19 protein-coding genes are annotated in these 22,570 nt (G+C 68.1%); all 19 read right to left on the bottom strand.

Annotation, left to right across the window (positions count from 1 at the left end; genetic code table 11):
- Window positions 1-81 precede the first annotated feature (81 nt).
- The 19 genes from JI752_RS18290 to JI752_RS18380 all read right to left on the bottom strand — a co-directional run bounded on the left by JI752_RS18290 (window position 82) and on the right by JI752_RS18380 (window position 22,422).
- Window positions 82-768: a DUF2461 domain-containing protein gene (locus JI752_RS18290; RefSeq protein WP_216966890.1), complete on the bottom strand. Its 687-nt coding sequence runs from the start codon at window positions 766-768 to the stop codon at window positions 82-84.
- A gap of 152 nt (window positions 769-920) precedes the next feature.
- Window positions 921-2,363, bottom strand: coding sequence for an exodeoxyribonuclease I (sbcB, locus tag JI752_RS18295; protein WP_216966893.1), 1,443 nt, complete (start codon window positions 2,361-2,363; stop codon window positions 921-923).
- A 1-nt stretch (window position 2,364) separates the two neighbouring features.
- A complete protein-coding gene (locus JI752_RS18300) occupies window positions 2,365-3,738 on the bottom strand; it encodes an NAD(P)/FAD-dependent oxidoreductase (RefSeq protein ID WP_216967147.1) in 1,374 nt (457 codons plus the stop codon).
- Window positions 3,739-3,747: 9 nt separating this feature from the next.
- A complete protein-coding gene (gene kynU / locus JI752_RS18305; RefSeq protein WP_216966896.1) occupies window positions 3,748-5,037 on the bottom strand; it encodes a kynureninase in 1,290 nt (429 codons plus the stop codon).
- Between the two features lie 3 nt (window positions 5,038-5,040).
- Window positions 5,041-5,409 carry a 5-carboxymethyl-2-hydroxymuconate Delta-isomerase gene (locus JI752_RS18310; RefSeq protein ID WP_216966899.1) on the bottom strand — a complete coding sequence of 123 codons (369 nt, stop codon included), beginning with the start codon at window positions 5,407-5,409 and terminating at the stop codon, window positions 5,041-5,043.
- 3 nt (window positions 5,410-5,412) lie between these two features.
- Window positions 5,413-6,423 carry an amidohydrolase family protein gene (locus tag JI752_RS18315; protein WP_216966902.1) on the bottom strand — a complete coding sequence of 337 codons (1,011 nt, stop codon included), beginning with the start codon at window positions 6,421-6,423 and terminating at the stop codon, window positions 5,413-5,415.
- A 161-nt stretch (window positions 6,424-6,584) separates the two neighbouring features.
- On the bottom strand, window positions 6,585-7,280 hold the full coding sequence (locus JI752_RS18320; RefSeq protein WP_216966904.1) for a phospholipase D-like domain-containing protein: 696 nt from the start codon (window positions 7,278-7,280) through the stop codon (window positions 6,585-6,587).
- A gap of 6 nt (window positions 7,281-7,286) precedes the next feature.
- A complete protein-coding gene (locus JI752_RS18325; RefSeq protein WP_216966907.1) occupies window positions 7,287-8,393 on the bottom strand; it encodes a toxic anion resistance protein in 1,107 nt (368 codons plus the stop codon).
- Entirely contained in the window at window positions 8,390-9,163 is a 774-nt protein-coding gene (locus JI752_RS18330) for a hypothetical protein (protein WP_216966910.1), read from the bottom strand. Before JI752_RS18330 ends, JI752_RS18325 begins: the two co-directional genes overlap by 4 nt.
- Window positions 9,160-14,490: a DNA repair ATPase gene (locus tag JI752_RS18335; protein WP_216966912.1), complete on the bottom strand. Its 5,331-nt coding sequence runs from the start codon at window positions 14,488-14,490 to the stop codon at window positions 9,160-9,162. The genes JI752_RS18330 and JI752_RS18335 overlap by 4 nt, the downstream gene beginning before the upstream one ends.
- A 111-nt stretch (window positions 14,491-14,601) precedes the next feature.
- Window positions 14,602-14,868 (bottom strand): hypothetical protein, encoded by a 267-nt coding sequence (locus JI752_RS18340; RefSeq protein WP_216966915.1) that lies wholly within the window; start codon window positions 14,866-14,868, stop codon window positions 14,602-14,604.
- Between the two features lie 102 nt (window positions 14,869-14,970).
- A complete protein-coding gene (locus JI752_RS18345; protein ID WP_254201196.1) occupies window positions 14,971-16,995 on the bottom strand; it encodes a hypothetical protein in 2,025 nt (674 codons plus the stop codon).
- A 63-nt stretch (window positions 16,996-17,058) separates the two neighbouring features.
- Window positions 17,059-17,700 (bottom strand): OB-fold-containig protein, encoded by a 642-nt coding sequence (locus JI752_RS18350; protein ID WP_216966918.1) that lies wholly within the window; start codon window positions 17,698-17,700, stop codon window positions 17,059-17,061.
- On the bottom strand, window positions 17,697-18,446 hold the full coding sequence (locus JI752_RS18355) for a PspA/IM30 family protein (protein ID WP_216966921.1): 750 nt from the start codon (window positions 18,444-18,446) through the stop codon (window positions 17,697-17,699). Before JI752_RS18355 ends, JI752_RS18350 begins: the two co-directional genes overlap by 4 nt.
- The gene (locus JI752_RS18360; RefSeq protein WP_216966924.1) at window positions 18,443-19,090 is read right to left on the bottom strand and encodes a YjfI family protein; all 648 of its coding nucleotides are present in this window, start codon (window positions 19,088-19,090) and stop codon (window positions 18,443-18,445) included. Before JI752_RS18360 ends, JI752_RS18355 begins: the two co-directional genes overlap by 4 nt.
- Window positions 19,091-19,262: 172 nt before the next feature.
- Complete coding sequence (locus JI752_RS18365) at window positions 19,263-19,793, bottom strand: 3-hydroxyanthranilate 3,4-dioxygenase (protein WP_216966927.1); 531 nt, start codon at window positions 19,791-19,793, stop codon at window positions 19,263-19,265.
- 82 nt (window positions 19,794-19,875) lie between these two features.
- Window positions 19,876-20,325, bottom strand: a complete 450-nt coding sequence (locus tag JI752_RS18370) for a RidA family protein (protein ID WP_216966930.1) — start codon at window positions 20,323-20,325, stop codon at window positions 19,876-19,878.
- Window positions 20,322-20,993, bottom strand: coding sequence for a carbonate dehydratase (gene can / locus JI752_RS18375; protein WP_216966933.1), 672 nt, complete (start codon window positions 20,991-20,993; stop codon window positions 20,322-20,324). Before can ends, JI752_RS18370 begins: the two co-directional genes overlap by 4 nt.
- A gap of 4 nt (window positions 20,994-20,997) precedes the next feature.
- Window positions 20,998-22,422 (bottom strand): aldehyde dehydrogenase, encoded by a 1,425-nt coding sequence (locus JI752_RS18380; RefSeq protein WP_216966936.1) that lies wholly within the window; start codon window positions 22,420-22,422, stop codon window positions 20,998-21,000.
- Between the last annotated feature and the right edge of the window lie 148 nt (window positions 22,423-22,570).

The raw sequence follows: 22,570 nt of genomic DNA on the forward strand, positions 1-22,570 counted from the left end.
GGTTGGGAGGGGGTAGTGAGGCGCGTCAGCGCCGAGCTCGCCGCGATGCGGCTTCGCGCCCCCTGCACGCAGGGGAGCCGTTCAAAACTCCAGATCCAACGCCGCGCACAGGTAATCGACGAACCGCGCCATTCCGCCCAGATCCGTCTCCAGTGTCTTGAGCAAGCGCGGGCCCGTCATCGTCGCATCCTCGATCACCCGATAGGCCACGAAGTTCTTGCGCTTGAGATCGTCGGCGAACTGGAAATCGTCCGGGAACCCGCGCGGCATGCGCGTGAGCACTTCGCTGTCGTCCAGATCGAAACGGCGGCGGAACTTCGCATCGTGCGCGGCGGCCTTCCAGCTGCCGGGGTTGTCGAGGATGAACTGGCGCACGCGTCGCAGCGTCGCGGGCTCCGGATGCCACAGCCCCGCACCGACGAAGCAGTTGCCCGGCTGGATCTGCACGTAGAACGAAGGTGCTTCCACCTGACGCCCGCGCTCGTGGAACAGACGCGCGCCCTGCCAGGTCTTGTACGGCGTCTTGTCGTTGGCGAAGCGCGTGTCGCGCTGGATGCGGAACAACGAACCGCCCACGCCCTTGGGCTCGGAGCGGTAATGCGGGGCCACGCCGGCCAGCACGGGCTGCAGGTCGGTCAGCAGCCGCTGGAACGGTTCGCGCAGGTGCGCGTCGTAGTCGGCCTTGTGCGCCTGGAACCAGGTGCGGTCGTTGTGGCGGGCGATGCCGCGCAGGAACTTGAAACTTGCGTCGGTGAAGTAGGTGGCCATGTTTGTCTCAATTCTCCTGTTTCTGCTCCTCCCCCTGCTTGCAGGGGGAGGTTGGGAGGGGGTGTGAGGCGCGCCAGCGCCGAGCTCGCCGCGCCGCGGCTTCGCAACCCCTCCCCAACCCTCCTCTGCCAAGCAGGGGAGGGGTATCACCGTCACTCCAGACTTGCCGCGATCTCACCGCCCCACGCCTCAAGCCGGTCGAGCAATACCTGCTTGCCCGTATCCTCCGCGTGCACGACGCGCAGCGCGGCGATCTCCTGCGCATAGCGCGCGAAGCTGTACTCCGAGGCGCCCGATTCCTCGCACAGCCGCCAGCGGCGGTAGTCGTTCCAGCGCGTCCATTCCTCGGACGTCAGCGTTTCGGGCCAGTTGCGCGCGCGATACCGGAACAGCAATTCGGGCAGGCGCGCATCGCGGAACGGAAACTCCGCCAGCCCCAACGCTTCCGGCGGCGTCGTGCGCACCTGCGGAAACAGGCGCTTGTCGCCGTCGCCGATGAAACCGTCGTAAAGCGAGGCGTCGACATCGGACACCGTGCGCTCGCGTTCGACCGCGAACACCTGCCGCACCTTCTCCACCAGCGCAGGGCCCGCCTCGCGGATCTGCGCGGCGCGCGCCTCGATCACCGCCGGGTCGATGCACAGGCGCTCGAACTCGGGCGCGCGCAGGTGATCCCACGACACCAGCGCGGGACAGCGGTTGGTGTGCACTTCCTTCAGGGCGACGCGCGATTCGCCCTCGGGCAGATCGACGGCCCGCACGTACAGGCGCTCGGCGATCCCTTCGGCACCCAGTTCCAGCAGCGCCGATGGATCCTGCTCCAGATCGAACACGATCACGCGACTGTCGATGCGCGGATGCCGCGCGATCGGCAGCACCGGCGCCGCGCACAGCCGGTTCGCCGGGAAACGCTGCGACACATGCAGCACCGGCTTCATCGCGACCACGTCCAGCAGGCTCGCGGCATAGCGCTTGTCGCGCAGGCGCAGTGCGTAGTCCCACAGTTTCGGTTGCGCGGTCTTGAGCTTGCGCGCCAGGCCGATCAGGGCGCGCACGTCGGAGAGCGCTTCGTGTGCGTCACCGATGCGCACCTCGTTGGCTTCGGCCAGGTGCTCCAGCTTGAACGACGTCGCACCGTCCTCGCGCTTGGGCCACCAGATGCCGTCGGGACGGATCGCGTGCGCCAGTCGCAGCACGTCGAGCAGGTCCCAGCGCGAGTTTCCGCCGCGCCACTCGCGCTCGTAGGCGTCGAAGAAGTTGCGGAACAGACCGTGACGTACGAACTCGTCGTCGAACCGCAGCGAGTTGTAGCCCAGCGAGCAGGTTTCCGGCCGCGCCATCTCCTCGAAGATCAGCGCGAACGCCGCCGCCTCGCTCATGCCTTCGCGCTGCGCGTGCTGCGGCGAAATGCCCGTCACCATCGTCGCGCCGGGCGAGGGCAGCAGATCGTCGGCCGGGCGCACGAAAACGCTGATGGGCTCTTCGATCTGGTTCAACTCCGCGTCCGTCCGGATCGCGGCGAACTGCGCGATCCGTGTCGTGCGCGGATCGGAGCCGAAGGTTTCCAGGTCGTAGAAGAGGAAGCTGGCCGCCACGTCAGGCGTCCGCAGGCAACGGCGATAGGCGCACGCGCACGGTCTCGTCGACGGCGGCCCAGTCGAGCGTGTCGAGCGAGTGGTGACCGCGTGTCAGCTCGACCAGCAACTCGCGCTGCTGGCGACCGCGTTCGAACGCCGTCGCGTACGGCAGGCGCTGGAACGTCACCATCGAATAGCGCGGCACGAAGCGATCGGGATGACGTTCGGCCAGCTTGCGTTCGAGCGCGCGCTGAAGGAGATAGTCGTCGTCGTCCACGCGGTCGCGCAACTCCAGGTAGTTCTCCAGCGCCATCTGCTGGATCGCACGCGCGTTGGGCAGGCGTTCGGCCTGGAACGCAGCGAACGCGGCGGCGCGGTCCGGCTGCGCATCGAGGTGTTCGGCCAGGGCGACGCAGTCCTCGAATGCGCAATTCATGCCTTGTCCGTGGAACGGCACCATCGCGTGCGCGGCGTCGCCGACGAGCACGGCGCGATCGTCCAGGTGCCAGTGGTCGAGGTAAAGCGTGGCGAGCAGGCCGGCGGGATTGCGTTCGAAATCCTGCTCCAGCCGCGGAATCAGCGGCAGCGCGTCGGCGAAAACGCGTTCGAACAGGGCACGCGCGTCGTTGCCGTCGCGCACGGTGGCGAAGCTCGGATCGCCCTCGTTCGGAAGGAACAGGGTGACGGTGAACGTGCGCTCGTCGTTGGGCAGTGCGATGCACATGTAGCGCCCGCGCGGCCAGATGTGCAGCGCGTTGGGCTCGATGCTGAAGCTGCCGTCGGGCGCGGGCGGGATCTCCAGTTCCTTGTAGGAATGGCCGAGGAACTCCGTGCGTTCGCCCAGTTCCATCCCGTCCTTCATCGCCGCACGCAGCGACGATCCCGCGCCGTCGGCACCGACCAGCGATTCGAAGGCGACCTGGTGCGCGCTGCCGTCGCGCGGGTCTGTGAAGGTGGCGATGCGCGCGTCGAAATCGACGCCGCTCAGGCCGCGGTCGAAGTGCAGGCGCGCACCGGCGCGTTCGGCGATGTCGAGCAGCACGACGTTGAGTTCGCCGCGATGCACCGACCAGATCACCTCGCTGTCGTCGCGGCCGTAACGTTGCAGATCGGTGCGCCCGTCGAGGAAGTGCACCATGCGCCCACGCATCATCACCGCGTGCTTCATGACCGCCTCGTCGGCGCCGGCCAGGCGCAGCGCATGACGTCCGCGCTCGGCGAGCGCCAGGTTGATCGAGCGCCCGCCGCCATAGCCCTGCACGCGCGGATCGCCGCGCTTCTCGTACACGTCCACGCGCCAGCCCCGCTGCGCCAGCAGCGTCGCGAGCACCGCGCCGGCCAGGCCGGCGCCGATGAGGGTGATGTGGCGGTCCTGTTGGGTCATCGGTTCGATCCTGTGGAATCAGATGGCATCGCGCCAGGCTTCGACCGCACGCACGAAGCGCAGCACATCGGCATGCGTGTTGTAGAGCGGCGCCGGCGAGATACGGATCACGTCCGGTTCGCGCCAGTCGCCCAGCACGCCGCGTGTGGCCAGGTCGTCGAAGAGTGCGCGCCCCGCGTCGCGGCCGGTAAGACCGCGGCCGCCGATCACGCGCAGCGACAGCTGGCAGCCACGCTGGGCCGGGTCGGGCGGCGTGACGATCTGCAACGCGCCGTCCAGGCGCTGGCGGATCAACGCTTCGAGGTAGCCGGTGAGCTTGAGCGACTTCGCGCGCAGCGCCGGCATGCCGGCGGCGTCGAACAGCTCCAGCGAGGCGCGCAGCGGTGCCATGCCGAGGATCGGCGGATTGCTCAGCTGCCAGCCGTCCGCGCCGGGCGTGGGTACGAAATGCGGGCCCATGCGGAAACGCGTGCCCTGTTCATGCCCCCACCAACCGGCGAAGCGCGGGCGGTCGCTGTGCGCATGGCGTTCGTGCACGAAGCAACCCGCGACCGCGCCCGGGCCGCTGTTGAGGTATTTGTAGTGGCACCACACGGCGAAGTCGACGCCGCTGTCGTGCAACGCGAGTTGGAGATTGCCCACGCCGTGCGCGAGATCGAAGCCGCAGATCGCGCCCTGGTCGTGCGCCAGCTTTGCGATGCGCGCCAGGTCGAAGGCCTGCCCGGTGCGGTACTGCACGCCCGGCCACAACACGAGCGCCAGGCGAGATCCGTGCTGCGCGATCGCGCGTTCCAGCGCCGCCATCGACGTCGTGCCCTCCGCGCCGTCGGGCTGCACTTCGATCAGGTCGGTCGCCGGATCGAAACCGTGGAACGCGATCTGCGATTCCACCGCATAGCGGTCCGACGGGAACGCGCCGGCTTCGATGAGGATGGCGGGGCGTTCGCGCGTCGGGCGGTAGAAGCTGACCATCATCAGGTGCAGGTTCACCGTGAGCGTGTTCATCGCCACGACTTCCAGCGGCTTGGCGCCGACGAGGCGCGCCAGCGATTCGCGAACGAGCTGGTGGTAGTCCAGCCACTGCGCCTGCCCGGTGAAATGGCCTTCCACCGCTTCGGCGGCCCACTTGTCCAGCACCTCGTGCACATGCGCGCGCGCGCCGCGCGGCTGCAGACCCAGCGAGTTGCCGACGAAGTACGCCTGGTCGGCGCCGTCGTGCTGCGGAATCAGGAACTGCGAGCGCAGGTCGCGCAACGGGTCGGCGGCGTCCTGGGCGAGTGCGTAATCGTCGGAATACAGGTCGGTCATGGTTCAGTCGGATTGCGCGTCGAACACGCGTTTGGAATAGCTGCGCGCGTCCATCTCGTCGACTTCGACGCAGAGTTGGGTGTGGGGATGGCGGTATGGGAGCGTCGCCTGCAGCGCATCGAGGACGAGCGCAGACAGCGCCGCGCGCGTGTCCGCATCGCGACCGGGCAGGATCCGCAGCTGCGCATGCACGAAGCCGCGTGCGTCCTCGGCGATGCCGACGCGGTAATGGTCCAGGCGCAACGCGCGGCTCTTGATCGCGGCTTCGTCGAAATGCCCGCTGTCCGCGAGGCGGTGGTTGATCTCGCGCAGCGCCGCATCGGGATCGAAGCCATCGACGTTCGCGGTGTAGTGCAGGGTCAGGTGCGGCATGGCTCAGGCGAAGCGCGACATCGACAGGCCCAGCCATTCCAGCGCGGTGCCGTGGTACAGGCGCGCCTGCTCGGCTTCGCTCAACTGCAACGCCGCGATGCCGGCGCCCGGTTCCTGTTCGCCCAGCGGGAACGGATAGTCGGTGCCGAGCATGACGCGGTCCACGCCGCAGGTGTCGAGCAGATAACGCAACGCGCGCGGGTCGGCGACCCACGAGTCGAAGAACAGCTGGTTGAGGTACTCGCGCGGATTGCGCGGGTTGTCGGTGGCGACCAGGTCCGGCCGCATGTTGAAGCCGTGTTCGATGCGGCCGATGGTGTACGGGAAGCTGCCGCCGCCGTGCGCCATGCAGACCTTCAGGTCGGGCACGCGCTCCAGCACGCCGCCGAAGATGAGGCAGCACGCCGCGCGCGATTGTTCGGCCGGCATGCCCACGAGCCACGGCAGCCAGTACTTGGGCATCGTCGCCGCGCCCATCATGTCCCACGGATGCACGAGGATCGCCGCGCCCAGTTCGCCGGCGGCCTGGAAGAAATCGAACAGCTCCGGCGCGTCGAGGTTCCAGTCGTTGATGTGGCTGCCGATCTGCACGCCCTGCAGACCGAGCTGGTCCATGCAGCGTTCCAGCTCCTGGATCGCAAGGCGCGGCGACTGCATCGGCACCGTGCCGATGCCGGCGTAATGACGCGGATACTCGCGGCAGGCCTCGGCCATATGTTCGTTGAGCGCCTGGTGGAGTTCCAGCGCGTGGTGCGGCTTGGCCCAGTAGCTGAACATCACCGGCACGGTGCTGATCACCTGCACCTGCACGCCGAAGCGCGCGTAATCGTCGATGCGTTCCTGCGGGTCCCAGGTCTTGGACCAGATCTCGCGGAAGAACTTGCCGTCCTTGTAGATCCGATGGCGCCCGTCGTCGGTGTGGTGGATCACCGGGAAGCGGTCGTCCCCGTACTTGCGCGCCAGGTTGGGCCAGTCGCGCGGCATGTAGTGGGCGTGGGTGTCGATCTTCAGCATGAACGTCCGAGGGCGTGTCGGGCCCGGCGCCGGCCGGGCGGTACGGCCATACGATACCCGACTCGCCGTGGGCGTATGGTGCTGCGAATTCCCTCTCCGCCGGGAGAGGGGGCTCGCGCGCGCCGGCCCTGGGGCGGAAACGACGAGCCCGGACCTCGGGATTACGGCGCCAGGGCCGGAAACCGCTCCCACATCTGCTCGAACTGCCCGTCGAAGCAGCGCACCAGGTACGGATCGCGGCTGACCACGAGGTTCTCGTGGTTGGAGCTGCTGGCGCTGCGCGTCCAGTTGAAGCTGCCGTTGGCGATCAGCGCGCCATCGAACACCGCGAACTTGTGGTGCATGTGGAACGGCGTGTCGTCGAGCCGCACCCCGATGCCGTCCGCGGCGAGCCGGGCGATGTCGCTGCCGTCGTCGTGGCGCTTGTCGTTGTCGCTGACGATGCGCACGCGCACGCCACGCGCGTGCGCCGCGGCGAGCTCGTCGGACAGGCGATCGTCGGCGATGGTGAACACGCACACGTCGATCGACGTGCGGCTGTTCCGGCACAGCTCGCGCAGCTTGTGCAGGCAGCTGTCGCCCGGCGTGAAGAAGGCGGTGGTGTCGGCCGCGGCCGGGAGCGCCGAGAGATCCAGCGTCTTGACCACCTGTTCGAGCCAGCGCAGCACGGCGAGTGCATCCACGGTGCCGGCGGCCAGCAGCTCGCGCGCCATGTCGAAGGCGCGGTTGCGCAGGTAGCGGATGCGGTCGGCGTCGATGCGTGCGCCGAGCTCGCGCAGTTCGAAACGCTCGCGATTGTCGAGGTTGAGGTCGGTGGCGCCGTCGCGCAGCGCCTGGTCGAGGCTTGTGAAATCCATGCCGCTTCAGCCGGCCGTTTCGATGGTCGGCGCCGACAGGCGCTTCTGCACGTCCTCGCGCATCTTCGCCAGTTCGGTCTCGGCCTGGCGGCGCTTCTCGATGCCTTCGCGATGGATCGCCCGCACATCCTCGACGGTCTGGATGAGCTGGTCGTGCACGTACTGCAACGTTTCCATGTCGATCACGCCGCGCTGGTTGGCCTTGGCCGTGGCCACCGAGTTCTCGTGCAGCAGGCGCGCGTTGTTGCGCATCATCTCGTTGGTCGCATCGTCGATGGCGGTGGCGAGTTCGACGGCGTTCTTCTGCTCTTCCAGCGAGAGCTGGATGGCGAAGCTGCGCTTCCACGCCGGGATGGTGATGTCGCGCACCGCGCCGAATTTCTCGATCAGCAGGATCGCGTTGGCCTGGATGATGCGGATGGTCGGCAGCGACTGGTCGGCCGCGTGCTGCAGCAGGGCGAGGTCGCCGACGCGCTTGTCCAGCAGGCGCATCGCGTTGTCCAGCTCGGAACGGCGCGTGCGCGACTGCGGATCTTCCAGTCCGTCGAGCGTGCGGCGCTCGCGATCGAGCTCGCCCATGCGCAGGCGACCCGCGCCGACGTGGATGCCGAGTTCGCGACGCTCCTCCAGCACGATCTCGTGCATGCGGTCGAAATCCTTGACGCGCTTGCGCAGGTCGTCCTGCTGGCGTGAGACGTCGCGCATCAGGTGCTCGATCTGCGAATTGGTACTGCTGAACTTCTGCACCAGTTCGCCCTTGGACGCGCGCATGCGGTCGATCAGCGGGCCGACCACGGGCAGGCGCGAGCGTGCGCCGAGCTTCTGCAGGTTCAGCGTGCGGGCGATGCGCACGACTTCGCCGAGCGTCGCGCCGGTGGCGTCGAGGTCGCGGTTGCGCACCTGGTCGAGCAACTGGCTGGAGAATTCGGTGGTCTTGTTCGCCGCGTCCTTGCCGAAGCCCATCAGCTGCGCGGGCGCGATGTCCTGCGCGGCGCGGGCGACTTCGTGGATGCGCGCCGTGTCCGCCGTCGACAGGCCGAGCGCGGTGAGCGCGGCCTCGTCCAGCACGGTCTCCACGGGCAGGGCGGCGGCGTTCTGCGTGATCTGGTTCATGGCGAAGGCTCCTGGGTGGCGCGTCCGGCGTCGGTGCCGGCGGTCGTGGTGTCGGGTGGAACGGATGCGGGGGGCGTGCCGGCGAGCGACAGGCGCATCGCGGCGAGCTGGGCATGCAGCGCGTGTTGCAGACGTGTCGTGGCCTCGTCGTCGCGACGCTGCGCGGACGCCGTGAGTGAGGCCTGCTGGCGCCATGCGGGAACGAGCAGGTCGCGCACCTGTGCATGCCGTTCGAGCAGGTGACGCGCATGCGAATGCGCCTGCTCGGCGTGGGCGGCGGCGTTCTCCCACGTCGTGGCGATGGCTTCCAGGTGAAGACGGCGGCGCACGCGCGCATCCTCGTCGCCGGCCTGCGGTGATGCGGGCGCACTGGATTCGCGCAGGCGCTGCGCCAGTTCGCGCACGCGCATGGCGAGTGCGGTGAGTTCGGCCGACTGTGCGCTCAAGGCGTCGGCGAGGTTTCCCGCCGATACCAGGTGAAGGCGCACGCGGGTTTCGGCCGGATCGGGCTGGGCCTGCGCGACCAGATCGCGGCCGAGCAGGCGACCGAGGAATCCGGCGCGACGACGGCGTCGCGCAGGGTCGCTCGTTTCGATGGCGGCCACGATGCCTTGCAGCTCGGCCAACAGCGCCGTGGTGGGCAATGCGTGAAGCCGCGCGTCGAGCGCTTCCAGCTCGGCAAGCGCCGACACGCCGGCGTCCGTCGACACGCCATCGCGCGCGAGGCGCGAGGCGGATTCGTCGGCGACCGGACGCTGCGGCTGGGTCATGCGTCGGTCGGCTTGCTGCTGATCTCGGCGAGCGTGCTGCCGCCGAACTGTTGCAGCGCCACGTCGAGCGGCCGTTCTGTCACCGTCGGCTGGTGCTGGCGGCGGCCCGGCTTGCCCGGCTTGGCGGGAGCGGTGGCCACGCCATCGCGCATCGCGTTCGCCAGTTGCAGCAGTGCGTCGCGCGTGCGCTCTTGTTCCTCGTGCTGCCCGCGCAGCGCATCCAGCAGCGGCGCGACGGTGGCATGCAGCGATTCGGGCAGCGCCTTCATCCACGTCGAATCCGCGACGGGCGCCGGCGCATTGCGCTGCTCGGCGAAGCGTTCGAGCAGGGCCAGCATCGCATCCCACGGCGGGGACGGCGGCGCAGGCGGTGGCTCGACCGGCGTCTGCGTGGCCGTGCCGATGGCCTGCAATCCGCCGGCGATGTCCGCCAGCTGCGCGACCACACGTCCGCCGACATCGTCCTCGTCGGCGCCCATCGCCTTGTTGCGCAGGAAGTCGCGCTTGATCTGCGCCCAGCGCGCCGTCTCCTCGTCCGCCATCGCACCGCGCAGCTCGGCCAGCTTGAGCAGGTTTTCCTCGGCGCCGGTGGTGAGCAGCTGAGCTTCTCCCATGTAGTGGTCGCCGATGAGCCGTTGCAGCTCCGCTTCGTTGAGCACCGGCGAGATCTTCTCCGCCAGCTTGTTCATGTTGCGATAGCTGCCCTGCAGCTTGAACGGCGGCTCGGTGCGGTACTTGTCGGCCTGTGCGGCGCTGGCGATGTACTGCTGGTTGACGCGGTAGACCACGTCGCGCACCTGCATCAACCGTTGCAGCGTGCCGAGGATCTCGGTGCTCTCGGCCGCGCTGTAGGCATGGCTCAGGCCGTTGAGCGAGACCTCCTTGCCGCGCGCCTTGTCCGCCAGCAGGTAAAGATCGGCCAGTTCGCGCGTGGCCAGCGGGGCCAGCACCGGGTTGGACGTGAGGCAGTTCTCGATGTAGCTCAGCGTGAAGGCGTCTTCCTTGCCACCCAGCACGTCGCCGAGGTTGTAGATGTCGGCACGGTTGGCGAGCATGTCCGGAATCTTGAACACCTCGCCGGATTCCGTGTACGGGTTGCCGGCCATGACCACGCAGAACTTCTTGCCGCGCAGGTCGTAGGTTTTCGTGCGCCCCTTCCACACGCCTTCGATGCGGCGCGTGCCGTCGCACAGCGAGATGAACTTCTGCAGGAACTCCGGGTGCGTATGCTGGATGTCGTCGACATACAGCATCACGTTGTTGCCCATCTCCAGCGCGAGGTTGAGCTTCTCCAGCTCCTGGCGAGAGGTGGCGTCCGGCGCCTGCGCGGGATCGATCGAACGCACTTCATGGCCCAGCGCCGGGCCGTTGATCTTCATGAAGATCAGGCCGAGCCGGTTGGCGACGTATTCCATCAGCGTCGTCTTGCCGTAGCCGGGCGGGGAGATCAGCATCAGCAGGCCCATCAGGTCGCTGCGCTTGTTCTCGCCGACGGTGCCCATCTGCTTGGCGAGGTTGTCGCCGATGATGGGCAGGTAGACGTCGTTGATCAGGCGGTTGCGCACGAACGAGGTGAGCGGGCGTGCCTGGAACTCCGACAGCCGCAGCGACTCCCGCTGGCGTGCCATGGTGTCCTGTCGCACCGACTGGTACTGCCGGTAGCCCGGCAGGAAGCGCTCGCGGTGATGGCGCAGGCGCGCCAGCAGTTCATCCGCGGCCAGCGGCATGCGGCCGGCGGCGATGCGCGGATGCTCGCCGAGCAGGCCTTCGACGATCGTCTGCAGCGTGGTGTCGTTGTTGCGTCGACGCAGCGTATCGCCGATGAGCAGCACAGCCGCGGCTTCCGGCGCATACGATGAGGAGGCCGCGAACGCGGGCTGCGTGCACAGGCCTTCGAGCCAGTGCAGGGCGTGCGTCCAGCGTGCGGGCAGGGGCAGGGTCGCCAGGGTGCGCGCGAAGGTCTCGCGCATGCCCGCCGCTTCCAGGCGCTGGCGCAGCCCGTCGGCGAGTTCGCGCGCGTAACGCGAGAGCACCAGCGAGACCTCGGCTTCGGCCAGCTCTTCCAGCAGATAGTCGGCGGCGGCCGCCGTCAACGCGGCGTCGAACGGGAGCGGGTTCGCGTCGAGCCACGCGGCGATGGCGGCGTCGACTTCCGCGCGCAGCGCGTCGAGCCCCGCGCGCGTGCCGAACAGCTGCTGCATGGTGCGCGCGCCGGCCAGTCGTTGCGCCCAGGCGCGCGCCTCGTCGTCGTGCTGATGGTCAGCCCAGTACAGCGCCGCCAGCGCACGCGCCTGCGGTGCATGCAGCAGCGCGCCGGCAATGGCGCGCTGGGCCAGCAGCGCACGCAGGATCAGCGTCGCGTCGTAGTCGTGGATGCCGCGCTCGTAGCCGTCGCGATAACGCGGCGCGGCATAGTCGCGGACAATGCGCGCCAGTTCGTTCGCATCGTTCGCGCTTCGCTGCAACAGATCCAGGCTCAGGCCGTCACGGCCGGTGTCCGCCGCTTCCAGGACCTGGCCCGCGAGGTATTCGCCGCGATAGAGCGTGGGCGATTCGGACTCCAGCGATGCCGGCCAGAACTCGCGCAGCGCCGTCAGTTTCTCGTCGTGGATCGGCTCCATGAAGTCGGTGCCGGTGAGGTGCAGGGCGAGTTCGTCGCCGCGTGGCAGCAGCGTCAGGTCCAACGGCTGCGTGTTGACGCTGAAACGGTGGCGGCCCAGCTTGATGACGTTGCCGCCGTCCTCGAACAGATCGCTGCGATCGCGCAACACGCGCACCGCCTGGTCGCGCGCGCCCTTCAGGCGCGCTTCGACGTCGTCGGCCTTGACGCTGTCCTTGAGCTCGCGCAGGCGTCCGGCCAGTTCGCGGATCTTGAGGATCAGAGGGTCGCCGGCGAAGAAAGCGTTGAGCTCGTCGATGCCGGCCAGCTTCACCGTGCGTCGGGAGAGTCCTTCCAGGATGCGATTGGCCGCGTCCAGCACGGTCTGCGCCTTGCGCTGGCGGTCGTCGAGCAGCGCCTGCTTGTGCGCATCGAACGCCTCCAGCAGCTCTTCGCGCTTGGTGACGATGTCGCCGAGGAACTGTTCGTGTTCGCCGAACTGGCTTTCCAGTTCTTCCAGCTGGACCATCAACCGCGACAGTTGTTCGTCGGCGCGTTCCGGATCGGTCGCCAGCCCCAGTGCATTGGTGATGGCCTGGCCGAACAGGGCGAACTGCGCGCCGAACTGGGCCACGGCCTCGCTGGAACCCAGCGTCTTGCGGCGTTGTTCCGCACGCGCCTTGGCCTGGTTGAGGCGGGCGTAGATGACCGAGATCGCCTCCACCACGCGCGTGCGCTGCGTGGCGTCGTCGACCTTCAGCGAGGCGACCAGTTCCGAGAGCATGTCCAGGTCGGCCGAGCGTGCCTGCAATGCGGCGACATGTTCGGCCAGCTGGCGCGCGGTCTTGGCCTGCTGCGCGGCGGCGTCGAGTTCATCCACCTGGCGGGCGAACGGCGCCAACGCCTTGTCCTGCCCGAGGAAGGCGCCGGTGGCCTGGCCGATGCGTTCGTGGGCCGATTGCAGTTCGGCGCCCATCGCGTCGATCGCGACGGTGTCGATGTAGCGGTAGTCGCGGATCGTCAGCAGCTGCCCGCGCAGCCGGCCGATCGCGCCCAGCGCTTCGACGAATTCGTCCACCTGGTTCCAGTTGTCCGGCAGCAGGCGGCCCATCAGCGCCTTGTGTTCGGCGCGCGCCTTCGTCATGGCCGCGTCGGACTGGCGGCGGATGTCCTGGACCTTCTCGAATTCGTCCAGCACCGATTCGCCGGTCGCGCAGATCTCGCGCAGCAGCGTGGCCGCGCCTTCGCAGTTGCCGTCGTCGATCCAGTGGTGCGCGTCGAACAGGCGTCGCGCGTTCTGGGTCAGCAGCTGGTAGCGCTGCACCGTGACCTCGGGGTCGTCGATCTCGCGCGCCAGCCCGTAGAGGTTGGAGATGCCGCGCACCAGTTCGGCATTGCCGATGCGGCCCATGAAGCTGGTGCCCGGCGGGCGGCTGGCGGCGAACTCGTCACTGGTGAACGGCGTCTGCCACACCTGCATCGGATGCACGCGCGTGGCGCCGTCGCCTTCGGCGTGGAACAGCACCATGCGACCGTCCGGCAGTTCCGCATGACCGTGCCCGAACAGCGGGTTTTGCAGGCGGCGCTGGATCATGTTGTAGACGAACAGCGCGCTGCGGCCCTGGTCGGGCTCGTAGAACGCGTACATCACGTCCTCGCCGTTGGGCGAGCGCGTGGCGCGCTGGAACTGCATGCCGGCCATGCTGGCGTCGAAGGCCTTGTGCTCGCCGTTCTGCAGGTAATAGCCGCCGGGGAAGAGGATGCCGTGGTCTTCCGGCAGCTGCACGCAGGCCTGGGTGATGGCGTCGTTGCGCGTGACCTTGCCGGTGATCGTGTTGTAGACCAGGCCGCGCCACACCGTCTCGCGGTATGGCAGCACCTTCAGCAGGATCAGCGAGCCCACGCGCGCGAAGTCGATGTGCGCGTCGTCCAGCGACTGGGTCTTGTCCTCGACCGGCTCGCTGTAGATGCCCTGGCCGAGCTCGGTGTTGTTCTCGACCTTGATGGTCAGGTCGCCGTGGGTGGTTTCGACGAAGACCGTGTCGAGGATGTTCAGGTGCGGGAAGCGGCCGTTGACCATCAGCTCGCGCGTGGCCCGCGTCCATTCGAAGTCGAACGGCGGTGGCAGCACGAGGTCGCGCTCGCCGCGCGTATCGATGTAGGTGAGCGCGCCCTGGTTGGAGATCGCCCAGCGGAACACGCGCACGTCGGTGGTTCGCTCGCCGATCTGGAACGCCGTCAGCAGCTTGCCGGCGGCCACGTCCAGCTGCAGCAGGCGCGCGTTCTTGTAGTACGCGTACAGCTCGTTGAAGTCGCGCACGAACGCCGCGTCGCCCAGGAAACTGGTCGCCAGCTCGACCGGCGCGACATCGAAACCTTCGGCGCTTTCGGTGAGGCGGTACAGGCCGAAGACGTCCTCCACGCGCGTGGTGGTCTTCAGCCCGAGGAATACGTTGTAGCCGAACAGCAGCAGATCGCCGACCGGCACGATATCGCGGCCGATGCAGTTGTTCTCGGTGCGGATGCGCAACCGGCCGATGACCTCCAGGCGGCTGTCGCCGAACTCCTGCAGGCGCCGCTGGTTGAGCGCGCCGGCGAGGTTCTGCAGGCGCTCGCCCTGTTCGTCGAGGCGGCGACGCAGCACTTCGTAGGCGCCGCCCTGGGCGACGGCCCGGTCGATCTGTTCGGTGGCCGCGACTTGCTCGGCGGCGCTGGCGGTTTGCGACATCGTGGTACCTCGCCCATCCGGGGCGGTTGGAAAGCGACAGCGGGAACGTCAGCCGGTTGCCAGCGAACTGCGGCCGGCGTCGTGCGGAGGCAGACGCCGGCCGGCCTGGCGTCAGGCCGAGGTCGTCTCGGTCGCCTGGATGCCGTACTTCTTCGCGATGCCGTCCAGCTGCGCCTTCATCGCCGCGTCGATCTCGTCCGGGCGGATGCGGGCGATGATGTTGCCCAGCACGCGACGTTCGTTGTCGTCGGTGACGCCGTCGCGTTCGGCGATGGCGATGATCTTCGCCAGTTCGGTCGCATCCAGTCGGCCGTCGTTGCCGAAGCACTGCACGGATTGGAAGGCCATTTCCAGGAAGTCGCGGTTCTCTTTGCTCATGTCAGTTCCCTTGTCAGTCAAAGCATTGCGTGATGTGTACGGTGCGCCGTCCGCGCGGATGGGGTGTCATCCGCGCGACGGGCATGCGTCGGGGCAGGGCGCTCAGGCGCCGACGGGTTCCTGACGGCTCTTGTCGGCCGCGTTGATCGGCACGACCGAGGCGGTGGCGTCGATTACCGGTTCGCGTCCCGTGGGCTTGACGCCCAGGTAGCGCTCCAGCAGGTCGGCCACGATCGGGCTCTTGCCGGCGAAGCCTTCGATCGACTTGCCCAGCGAGAGCGCCTTGGAGAAGCTCTCGAACAGGCCGCCGTCGCCGCCGACCAGGTCGATGTTGGCGTTGCGCAGCGCCGAGGCGATGACTTCGGCGTTCTCCTTCGACACTTCGCGACCGGCGTCGATGGCGGCCATGGCCTGCTCGAGGTGGGTTTCCAGCGTCATGCGGAACTCCTCGTGGCTGCGCGCGGAGTCGCTGAGCGAGTCGATCGCCTCGAACTTCGCGGTCAGGCCCTCGGCCTCGGCGGTGAGTTTCTTGACGGTGACGTTGGCTTCGGCGATGCCCACCGATTCCACGGCGGTGGCCTTGGCGCGGCCCATCTTCTCTTCGCCTTCGGCCTGTGCGGCGAGGTTTTCCGCCAGCACGCGCGCGTCGTTGCTGCCCTGCTTGTAGGTGGCGTCCGCCTTGGCCTCGATCACGCGCGCTTCGGCGATGCCGACCTTCTCGATCGCATTGGCTTCGGCTTCGCGCACCTGCGCTTCGGCCAGACCGGGTGCGGCGGTTTCGGCACGCATGGCTTCGGCCAGCAGCTTCTTGGCGTCGGCGGACTTGGCGGCGGAATCCAGTTCGGCCTGGGCCAGCGTGGTGATCTCCACCGAGCGGAACTTGGCCGCGGCCTCGGCGGCCTCGGCTTCCTTCACGGTGCGCACCAGCGCTTCCTGCGCATCGGCCTCGGCGGCGATGACCTTGGCCTGGCGCTCGCGCTCGGCCTCGGACACCACGCGCACTTCCTTGATGCGCTCTTCTTCCTGCGCCACGGTCTTGTCGATGGCGATGCGCTCGCGGGTGATGTTGGCCACGTCCATCTTGCCGGTCTCGACCACCTTGTCGCGCTCCACGCCTTGCAGCTGCACTTCGCGGTCGGTGGTGACCTTCTCCAGCTGGCGCGCGCGCTCGACGCGCTCGGCCTCGATGGCGACGGCGCGCTGGCGGTTCTGCTCGGCCACTTCGACTTCGCGCTGGCGGTTCTGGTCGCGGATCTGGATCTGCTCCTCGGCGGCGAGACGGGCCTGTTCGGCCAGCAGGCGCTGCTCTTCCTTCACGCGCGCGGTCTCGGCTTCCTCGCGGGCCTGGATGCTCTCGACCTCGCGCTTCTGGCGTGCTTCGGCCTCGGCCTGCTGGCGTTCCAGCGCCAGCGTCGCCTCGCGCGCTTCGACGTTCTTCTTGGTGATCGCCAGGCGCTCGTTCTGCTCCAGTTCGTTGGTGATGACGTTCTGGGTGGCGGTGAGCTCGGTGATCTTGCGGATGCCCTCGGCGTCCAGGATGTTGTTGTTGTCGAGCAGGTTCTTCGGCGTCTGCTCCAGGTAGTCGATGGCGACGTCTTCCAGCACGTAGCCGTTGAGGTCGTTGCCGATGATCTTGATGATCTCGTCGCGGAACTCCTGGCGCTTTTCGAACAGCTCGGTGAAGTCGAACTTCTTGCCGACGGTCTTCAGCGCCTCGGAGAACTTGGCGTTGAACAGCTCGTCGACGGCGTTCTTGTCGGAGGCGCGGTCGGCGCCGATGGCCTTGGCCACGCGCAGTACGTCGGCCTGCGTTTCGTTGACGCGCAGGTAGAAGGCGACGGTGATGTCGGCGCGCATGTTGTCGCGGCAGATCAGGCCTTCCTTGCCGCGGCGGTCCACCTGCAGCGTGATCAGGCTGATGCGCATGTGCTCGGCGCGGTAGAGCACCGGGATGATGAGGCCGCCGGTGAAGCGCACCTTCGGCATCGAACTCATGTCGTTGACGATCAGCGCGGTGCCCTGGTCGACCTTGACGTAGAAGGCCTTGAACAGGCCGAACAGGCCCAGCATGACGACGAGCAGGACGCCCGCCCCGATCAGGAACGGGAGGATCAGGGACACGCTCATTGCAACTTCTCCTTGTTGGAACGGTACTGCGGTCTTGGAAGGTATGTGTTCGGTGGTGCGGTGCTACAGGTTCTTGAACTGTTCCTCGGACACCACGCGGTAGGCGTGCTGCCCGTTGAGGTATTCGATCAACACGACGCGATCGCCGCGCTTGAAGCGGTCCGCCTGTTCGTGACGGATCTGCAGGACCAGGCCGGCGCCGCCGTCGTCGAACGTGGCCTGGCCGTAACCGGCATCCACCGACGGCGTGCTGACCACGCCGACGCGGCCGAGGATGGACGGATCCGCCGGTGGGCGCAGGCGCAGCAGCACGCGGCTCAGCGGGCGCAGCAGCAGCGAGGTGGCCAGCACGCCGGGCACCAGCATGGCGACCGCCGCGACGGCGCCGAGCAGCACGCGCAGCGTCGCCGGCAGGTGCTGCAACACCAGCAGCTGCACGAAGTAGGTGCCGACCCAGCCGACGAACGCCAGCACCGTCAGCACGATCATCACCGGCACGCCGCTGATGCCGAGCTTGGACAGCATCGCCGCCAGGCCGCTGGCGTCGCCGTCGTGGGCGTCGCCATCGCCGCCCAACAGCCCGTCCGGCGCGTCGGCGTCAACCATGCCGGTCGCCGCCAGCAGCCAGTACACGACGCAGACCGCCAGCACGATGCTGTAGAGCAGGGTGGGGAAGGTCAGGGCGGTGGTCAGGAATTCGGTCATCGCGGTTTCTTCCCTGGGGTGCGTGTCCGGGTGGCGCGCCCGCCCGTGGGCGGAGCCGACGCCGCGGCCGCATCGGCCAGACGTTGGGCCAGGCGCGCCAGCACGAGCTGCGCACGCGTGTTGCGTTCGTCGATGCCTTCGGCAAGCAGACGCGCGTCCAGATCGGAATCGCCCATCGGCTCGCCGGCGTCGTCCGCCTCGGCGCGCGGCGCATTACGCCTGCGCGAGCGCAGCAGCGACTCGATCGCGTTCTGCGGCAACGGCGTGCCGGGCTGTCGGTGGGCGACGGTCTCCTGCGCACGCTGCACCGTCTCGGCAGCGCGCAGCGCATCGAGCTGCAACTGCAGCCGGCGCAGGCCGTTCTCGCCTTCCTCGATGAGGTAGCGCATCTGCGTCACGCGCAGGTCGAGCTGCGCCAGCAGGGCGTGCTCGTCGTCGCGCGCCTGTTCCAGCTGGGCGATCGCCGCGGCGACTTCCTCGGCCAGCGCCAGCTTGCCGGCCTGGAGGCTGGCGAGCGCCTGCGCTTCGCGTTGTTCGATGGCCGCCGCGGTGGTGTCGGTGCGCTCCTGCGCCGTCATGCGCCGGGCCAGCAGTTCGGCGAGGCTGGCGCGCCATTCGCGCACGCGGGCGTCGCTGGCGCGGATCTCCTCGTCGAGGTCGCGCTGCGCCGCGTTCGGCACGATGGAATCGCCGAGTTCGGCGAGCTGCTCGCGCACGCGGCCGAAGATGCGGGACAGCGCGCTCATGCCGCGCCCTCCACGAGGATGCCGTCGCCCAGGACGTCGTCGCGGAGAAACGGCGCATAGGCCTCGGCGGCGTTGAGCACGTTCTCGGCCAGCGTCTCGATCTCGAACACGATGTTGGCCAGGCTGGAGCGCGTGTCCAGCGAGCCGAACATGATGTAGCAGGCCACGCCGCCGATGACCTCGATGGCCATGTTCGACAGCGGCAGCACCTTGTGCGTGCGCAGCACGTGCGCGTTGAACGCCGCTGTGTCGCGGACGTCCGACAGCGGCCACATCAGCGACTCGACGACGATCTGCTCGCCGCTGACCGCGATGAACACCGGCAGGTCGCCGTGTTCGCGCATGGCCAGGTGCAGGCTGGGCTCGACGCCTTCCAGCAGCTCCAGCGCGATGTGGCCGGAGAGGACTGGACGTGTCTCGGACAACGCGGCGTGCAGCGAACGGACGGTCCAGGCGACGGCGCGTCCGTCGTCGGCGCGCGCCTGTGCGCCGCCGGGCTGGCGCAACTGGCGCTCGATCGCCGCCAGCTCCTGCGCGTGCTCGGGCAGGATCCACACGTCCTTCTTGACGAAGCCCTCGCGCCGCATCCGTTCGCGGAACTCGCGAACGTACTCGGTCGACGACTTGGGTCGAGGTCCTTTCATGAAAGTTACAGTAGGCATTACCTGAAATGCCTGTCAATGAGAAAACGACGGACGGCAAGGGGGCTGGGCCGGGACTTTGGACGGGTAGCGGTCGGCACAAAAAAACAGCCCGGCGAGGCCGGGCTGTTTTTCGAAACAAGGACTTGGCGGGGTCGGTCGAAGCCCGGGCGCCTCAGGTGTCGGGCATCACGTACTTGGCGGGCGCGGGGTTGAGATGGCCGCACTGCTTGCACGTGCGGTGGTCGCGCGAAGCGTAGAAACGCTCGAACACCGGCGGGAAGTCGGTCTCGATGTTCTTCAGCTTGAAGAACTCCTCAAAGAGCTTGTGGTTGCACCGCTCGCAGAACCAGAGCAGGCCGTCGAGCTCGTCGGACAGGCGGCGGCGTTCGATCACCAGGCCGATCGAGTCGGGCATGCGCTGCGGCGAGTGCGGGACGCGCGGCGGCAGCAGGAAGATCTCGCCGGCCTTGATGGGGATGTCGCGTACTTTCCCGTCTTCCTGGATGCGCAGCACCATCTCGCCTTCGAGCTGGTAGAACCACTCCGCGCCTTCGTCCCAGTGGTAATCGGTGCGCTGGTTCGGGCCACCGACCACCATCACGATGAAGTCGCCGACGTAGATCACCTTGTTGCCGACCGGCGGCTTGAGCAGGTGGCGGTGCTCTTCGATCCAGGCTTGCAGGTTGAGCGGGCTGGGCAGCATTGCGGATTCTCTTTCTCTCCCGCTTGCAGGAGAGCGATGGGGTGAGGGCAGGTTGGCGGCGTGCGGCTAGTCCGCCCTCAACCTAACCCTCTCCCGTGCGCGGGAGAGGGGACTTTATCGTGGCGATGCATTTGAGTTCGATCGCGATCGGCGTCGGCAACGCGGTGATGCCGAGCGTGGTGCGGCACGGCGCGGTGTCGATGTCGGGGAAGTATTCGGCCCACACGGCGTTGTACGCCTTGAAATCGTGCGCCATGTCGGTGAGGTAGACGGTGACGTCGACCAGGTCTTCCCAGCGCGCGCCGCTGGCTTCCAGCACCGTGCGCACGTTGGCGAAGACGGCGCGCGTCTGCGCGTCGATGTCGTAGCTGATGAGATGGCCGGCCGCGTCATGCACGTTGCCGACGATGGCGTTGCTGGCCGGATCGCGCGGGCCGATGCCCGACAGGAACAGCAGCTCGCCCACGCGGCGCGCATGCGGGTACTGGCCGACGGGCTTCGGCGCGGCGCTGGCGCGGATGGCGTCGCTCATCGCGGCGAATCCCCACGGAAGGCGTTCACGCGCGCGACCGCCGCCTTGTAGAGCCCATCGAGCTGGTCCTGCGAGCTGACGTCGATGCCCATGTCCTGCACCAGGCCGTTGCGCAGGCTGTAGACCCAGCCGTGCACGGTCAGCTCCTGCCCGCGCGTCCAGGCGTCGCGGACGATGGTGGTGAGGCAGACGTTCTGCACCTGTTCGATCACGTTGAGTTCGCACAGGCGATCGTGGCGTTCGTCGGTGTGCGCGTGCTGCATGCACAGCTCGTGCTTTTCGGCCACGTCGGATACATGGCGCAGCCAGTTGTCGGCCAGGCCCACGCGCGTGCCGTGCAGCGCCGCGTGCACGCCGCCGCAGCCGTAGTGGCCGACGACGAGGATGTGCTTGACCTTCAGCACGTCCACGGCGAACTGGATCACCGACAGGCAGTTGAGGTCGGTGTGCACGACGACATTGGCGATGTTGCGGTGGACGAAGACTTCGCCCGGCGCCATGTCGATGACCTGGTTGGCCGGCACGCGCGAATCCGAGCAGCCGATCCACAGGTATTCGGGCGCCTGCTGCTTGGACAGGCGCTGGAAGAACTCCGGGTCTTCGCGGCTGATGCGTTCGGACCAGTCGCGGTTGTTCTTGAGCAGGTCGGTGAGGGGACCGGTGGTCATTGCTTCATCCCAAATGCAGACCGACGTTCTTGGCGTCGGTGAAAAAACGCATCGCCTCGAAACCGCCTTCGCGGCCGAGACCGGACGCGCCCATGCCGCCGAACGGCGTGCGCAGGTCGCGTTGCAGCCAGGTGTTGATCCACACCATGCCGGCGCGCAGTTGCGCGGCGAAACGGTGTGCGCGGCGCAGGTCGCGCGTCCAGACGGAGGCGGCCAGGCCGTATTCGCCGGCGTTGGCCAGCGCGAGCGCCTGTTCGTCGGTGTCGAAAGGTTGCAGCGTGACGACCGGGCCGAAGATCTCGTCGCGGTTGCTCGCGCAGTCCGGCCCGAGCCCTTCGATCACCGTCGGCGTCACGAACCAGCCGGGCCGGTCGAGCGCCGTGCCGCCGCACAGGACCTTGCCGCCTTCGTCGCGGGCGCGCTGCAGGGCGTTCATCACCTTGTCGAAATGGGGGCGCGACACGAGTGGGCCAAGCTGGTTGTCCTCGTCGATCGGATCGCCCACGCGCAGCTGCTGTGCGCGTTGCACCAGCGCGTCGCGGAACTCGGTGTAGATGCCGCGTTCCACCAGCACGCGCGAGCCGCACAGGCAGATCTGGCCGGAGTTCTGGAAGGCCGAACGCACCAGCGTGTCGAAGTGGTCGCGCCAGTCGCTGTCGGCGAAGACGAGCGTGGGGTTCTTGCCGCCCAGTTCCAGCGAGACCTTCTTCAGCAGCGGCCCGGCGATGCCGGCGATGCGGCGGCCGACCGCGGTGCTGCCGGTGAACGACACCGCCTTCACGCGCGGATCGGCGACCAGCGGTTCGCCGACGTCCGGGCCCAGACCATGGACGATATTGAGCACGCCGTCGGGAAAGCCGATCTTCGCGGCGAGTTCGCCCAGCATGGTCGCCGTCACGGGCGTGACTTCCGATGGCTTGGCGACGACGGTGTTGCCGGCCGCCAATGCAGGGGCGATCTTCCAGGTGAACAGGTACAGCGGCAGGTTCCACGGCGAGATCGTGCCGACCACGCCCAGCGGCTGGCGCAGCGTGTAGTTCAGGCCGGCCTGGCCGTGGTGCGATTCGCTGGCGAACTGCGTGGCCGCGTGCGCGAAGAAACGCAGGTTGCTGATCGCGCGCGGGATCTCCACTTCGCGGGCCAGCTTGATCGGCTTGCCGCCGTCGCGCGACTCGGCATGGGCGAAGTCGTCGAGCTTTGCTTCCAGCGCATCGGCGAGCTTTTCCAGCCAGCGCGCGCGCTCGCTGTGGGGCAGGGCGGACCAGGCGGGGAAGGCGGCTTCGGCGGCGGCGATGGCGGCGTCCACATCGGCCGCGTCGCCGAGGGCGACTTCGGCGAAGGGCTTGCCGTTGGCCGGATCGAAGACGTCTGCCCAGCGACCGGAGGCCGGATCGCGTGGTTCACCGGCGATGAGGTGGCGAAGGCGCATCGGGTTAGCTTAGCAGTGAGGGTGCGACGTTCCGATGCGTACGGTGGGCCTGCGCGCTGGGCTGCCAGGGCCGTGACGCGCCACGCACGCGGTCATCCCCGCGAAGGCGGGGATCCAGTGGTCCGGAGTGTCACGCCCTCCGGAGTGG

Origin of the sequence: Lysobacter sp. MMG2 (assembly GCF_016735495.2) — a bacterium.
In the GTDB taxonomy this organism is placed as follows: domain Bacteria; phylum Pseudomonadota; class Gammaproteobacteria; order Xanthomonadales; family Xanthomonadaceae; genus Lysobacter_J.

Coding starts and splice junctions, on each gene's coding strand:
- JI752_RS18355 (WP_216966921.1), bottom strand. CDS start 18,446: ATGAGCGCGCTGTCCCGCATCTTCGGCCGCGTGCGCGAGCAGCTCGCC.
- JI752_RS18380 (WP_216966936.1), bottom strand. CDS start 22,422: ATGCGCCTTCGCCACCTCATCGCCGGTGAACCACGCGATCCGGCCTCC.
- JI752_RS18315 (WP_216966902.1), bottom strand. CDS start 6,423: ATGCTGAAGATCGACACCCACGCCCACTACATGCCGCGCGACTGGCCC.
- JI752_RS18350 (WP_216966918.1), bottom strand. CDS start 17,700: ATGACCGAATTCCTGACCACCGCCCTGACCTTCCCCACCCTGCTCTAC.
- JI752_RS18365 (WP_216966927.1), bottom strand. CDS start 19,793: ATGCTGCCCAGCCCGCTCAACCTGCAAGCCTGGATCGAAGAGCACCGC.
- JI752_RS18325 (WP_216966907.1), bottom strand. CDS start 8,393: ATGAACCAGATCACGCAGAACGCCGCCGCCCTGCCCGTGGAGACCGTG.
- JI752_RS18330 (WP_216966910.1), bottom strand. CDS start 9,163: ATGACCCAGCCGCAGCGTCCGGTCGCCGACGAATCCGCCTCGCGCCTC.
- JI752_RS18290 (WP_216966890.1), bottom strand. CDS start 768: ATGGCCACCTACTTCACCGACGCAAGTTTCAAGTTCCTGCGCGGCATC.
- JI752_RS18340 (WP_216966915.1), bottom strand. CDS start 14,868: ATGAGCAAAGAGAACCGCGACTTCCTGGAAATGGCCTTCCAATCCGTG.
- JI752_RS18345 (WP_254201196.1), bottom strand. CDS start 16,995: ATGAGCGTGTCCCTGATCCTCCCGTTCCTGATCGGGGCGGGCGTCCTG.
- JI752_RS18370 (WP_216966930.1), bottom strand. CDS start 20,325: ATGAGCGACGCCATCCGCGCCAGCGCCGCGCCGAAGCCCGTCGGCCAG.
- can (WP_216966933.1), bottom strand. CDS start 20,993: ATGACCACCGGTCCCCTCACCGACCTGCTCAAGAACAACCGCGACTGG.
- JI752_RS18360 (WP_216966924.1), bottom strand. CDS start 19,090: ATGAAAGGACCTCGACCCAAGTCGTCGACCGAGTACGTTCGCGAGTTC.
- JI752_RS18310 (WP_216966899.1), bottom strand. CDS start 5,409: ATGCCGCACCTGACCCTGCACTACACCGCGAACGTCGATGGCTTCGAT.
- JI752_RS18335 (WP_216966912.1), bottom strand. CDS start 14,490: ATGTCGCAAACCGCCAGCGCCGCCGAGCAAGTCGCGGCCACCGAACAG.
- kynU (WP_216966896.1), bottom strand. CDS start 5,037: ATGACCGACCTGTATTCCGACGATTACGCACTCGCCCAGGACGCCGCC.
- JI752_RS18320 (WP_216966904.1), bottom strand. CDS start 7,280: ATGGATTTCACAAGCCTCGACCAGGCGCTGCGCGACGGCGCCACCGAC.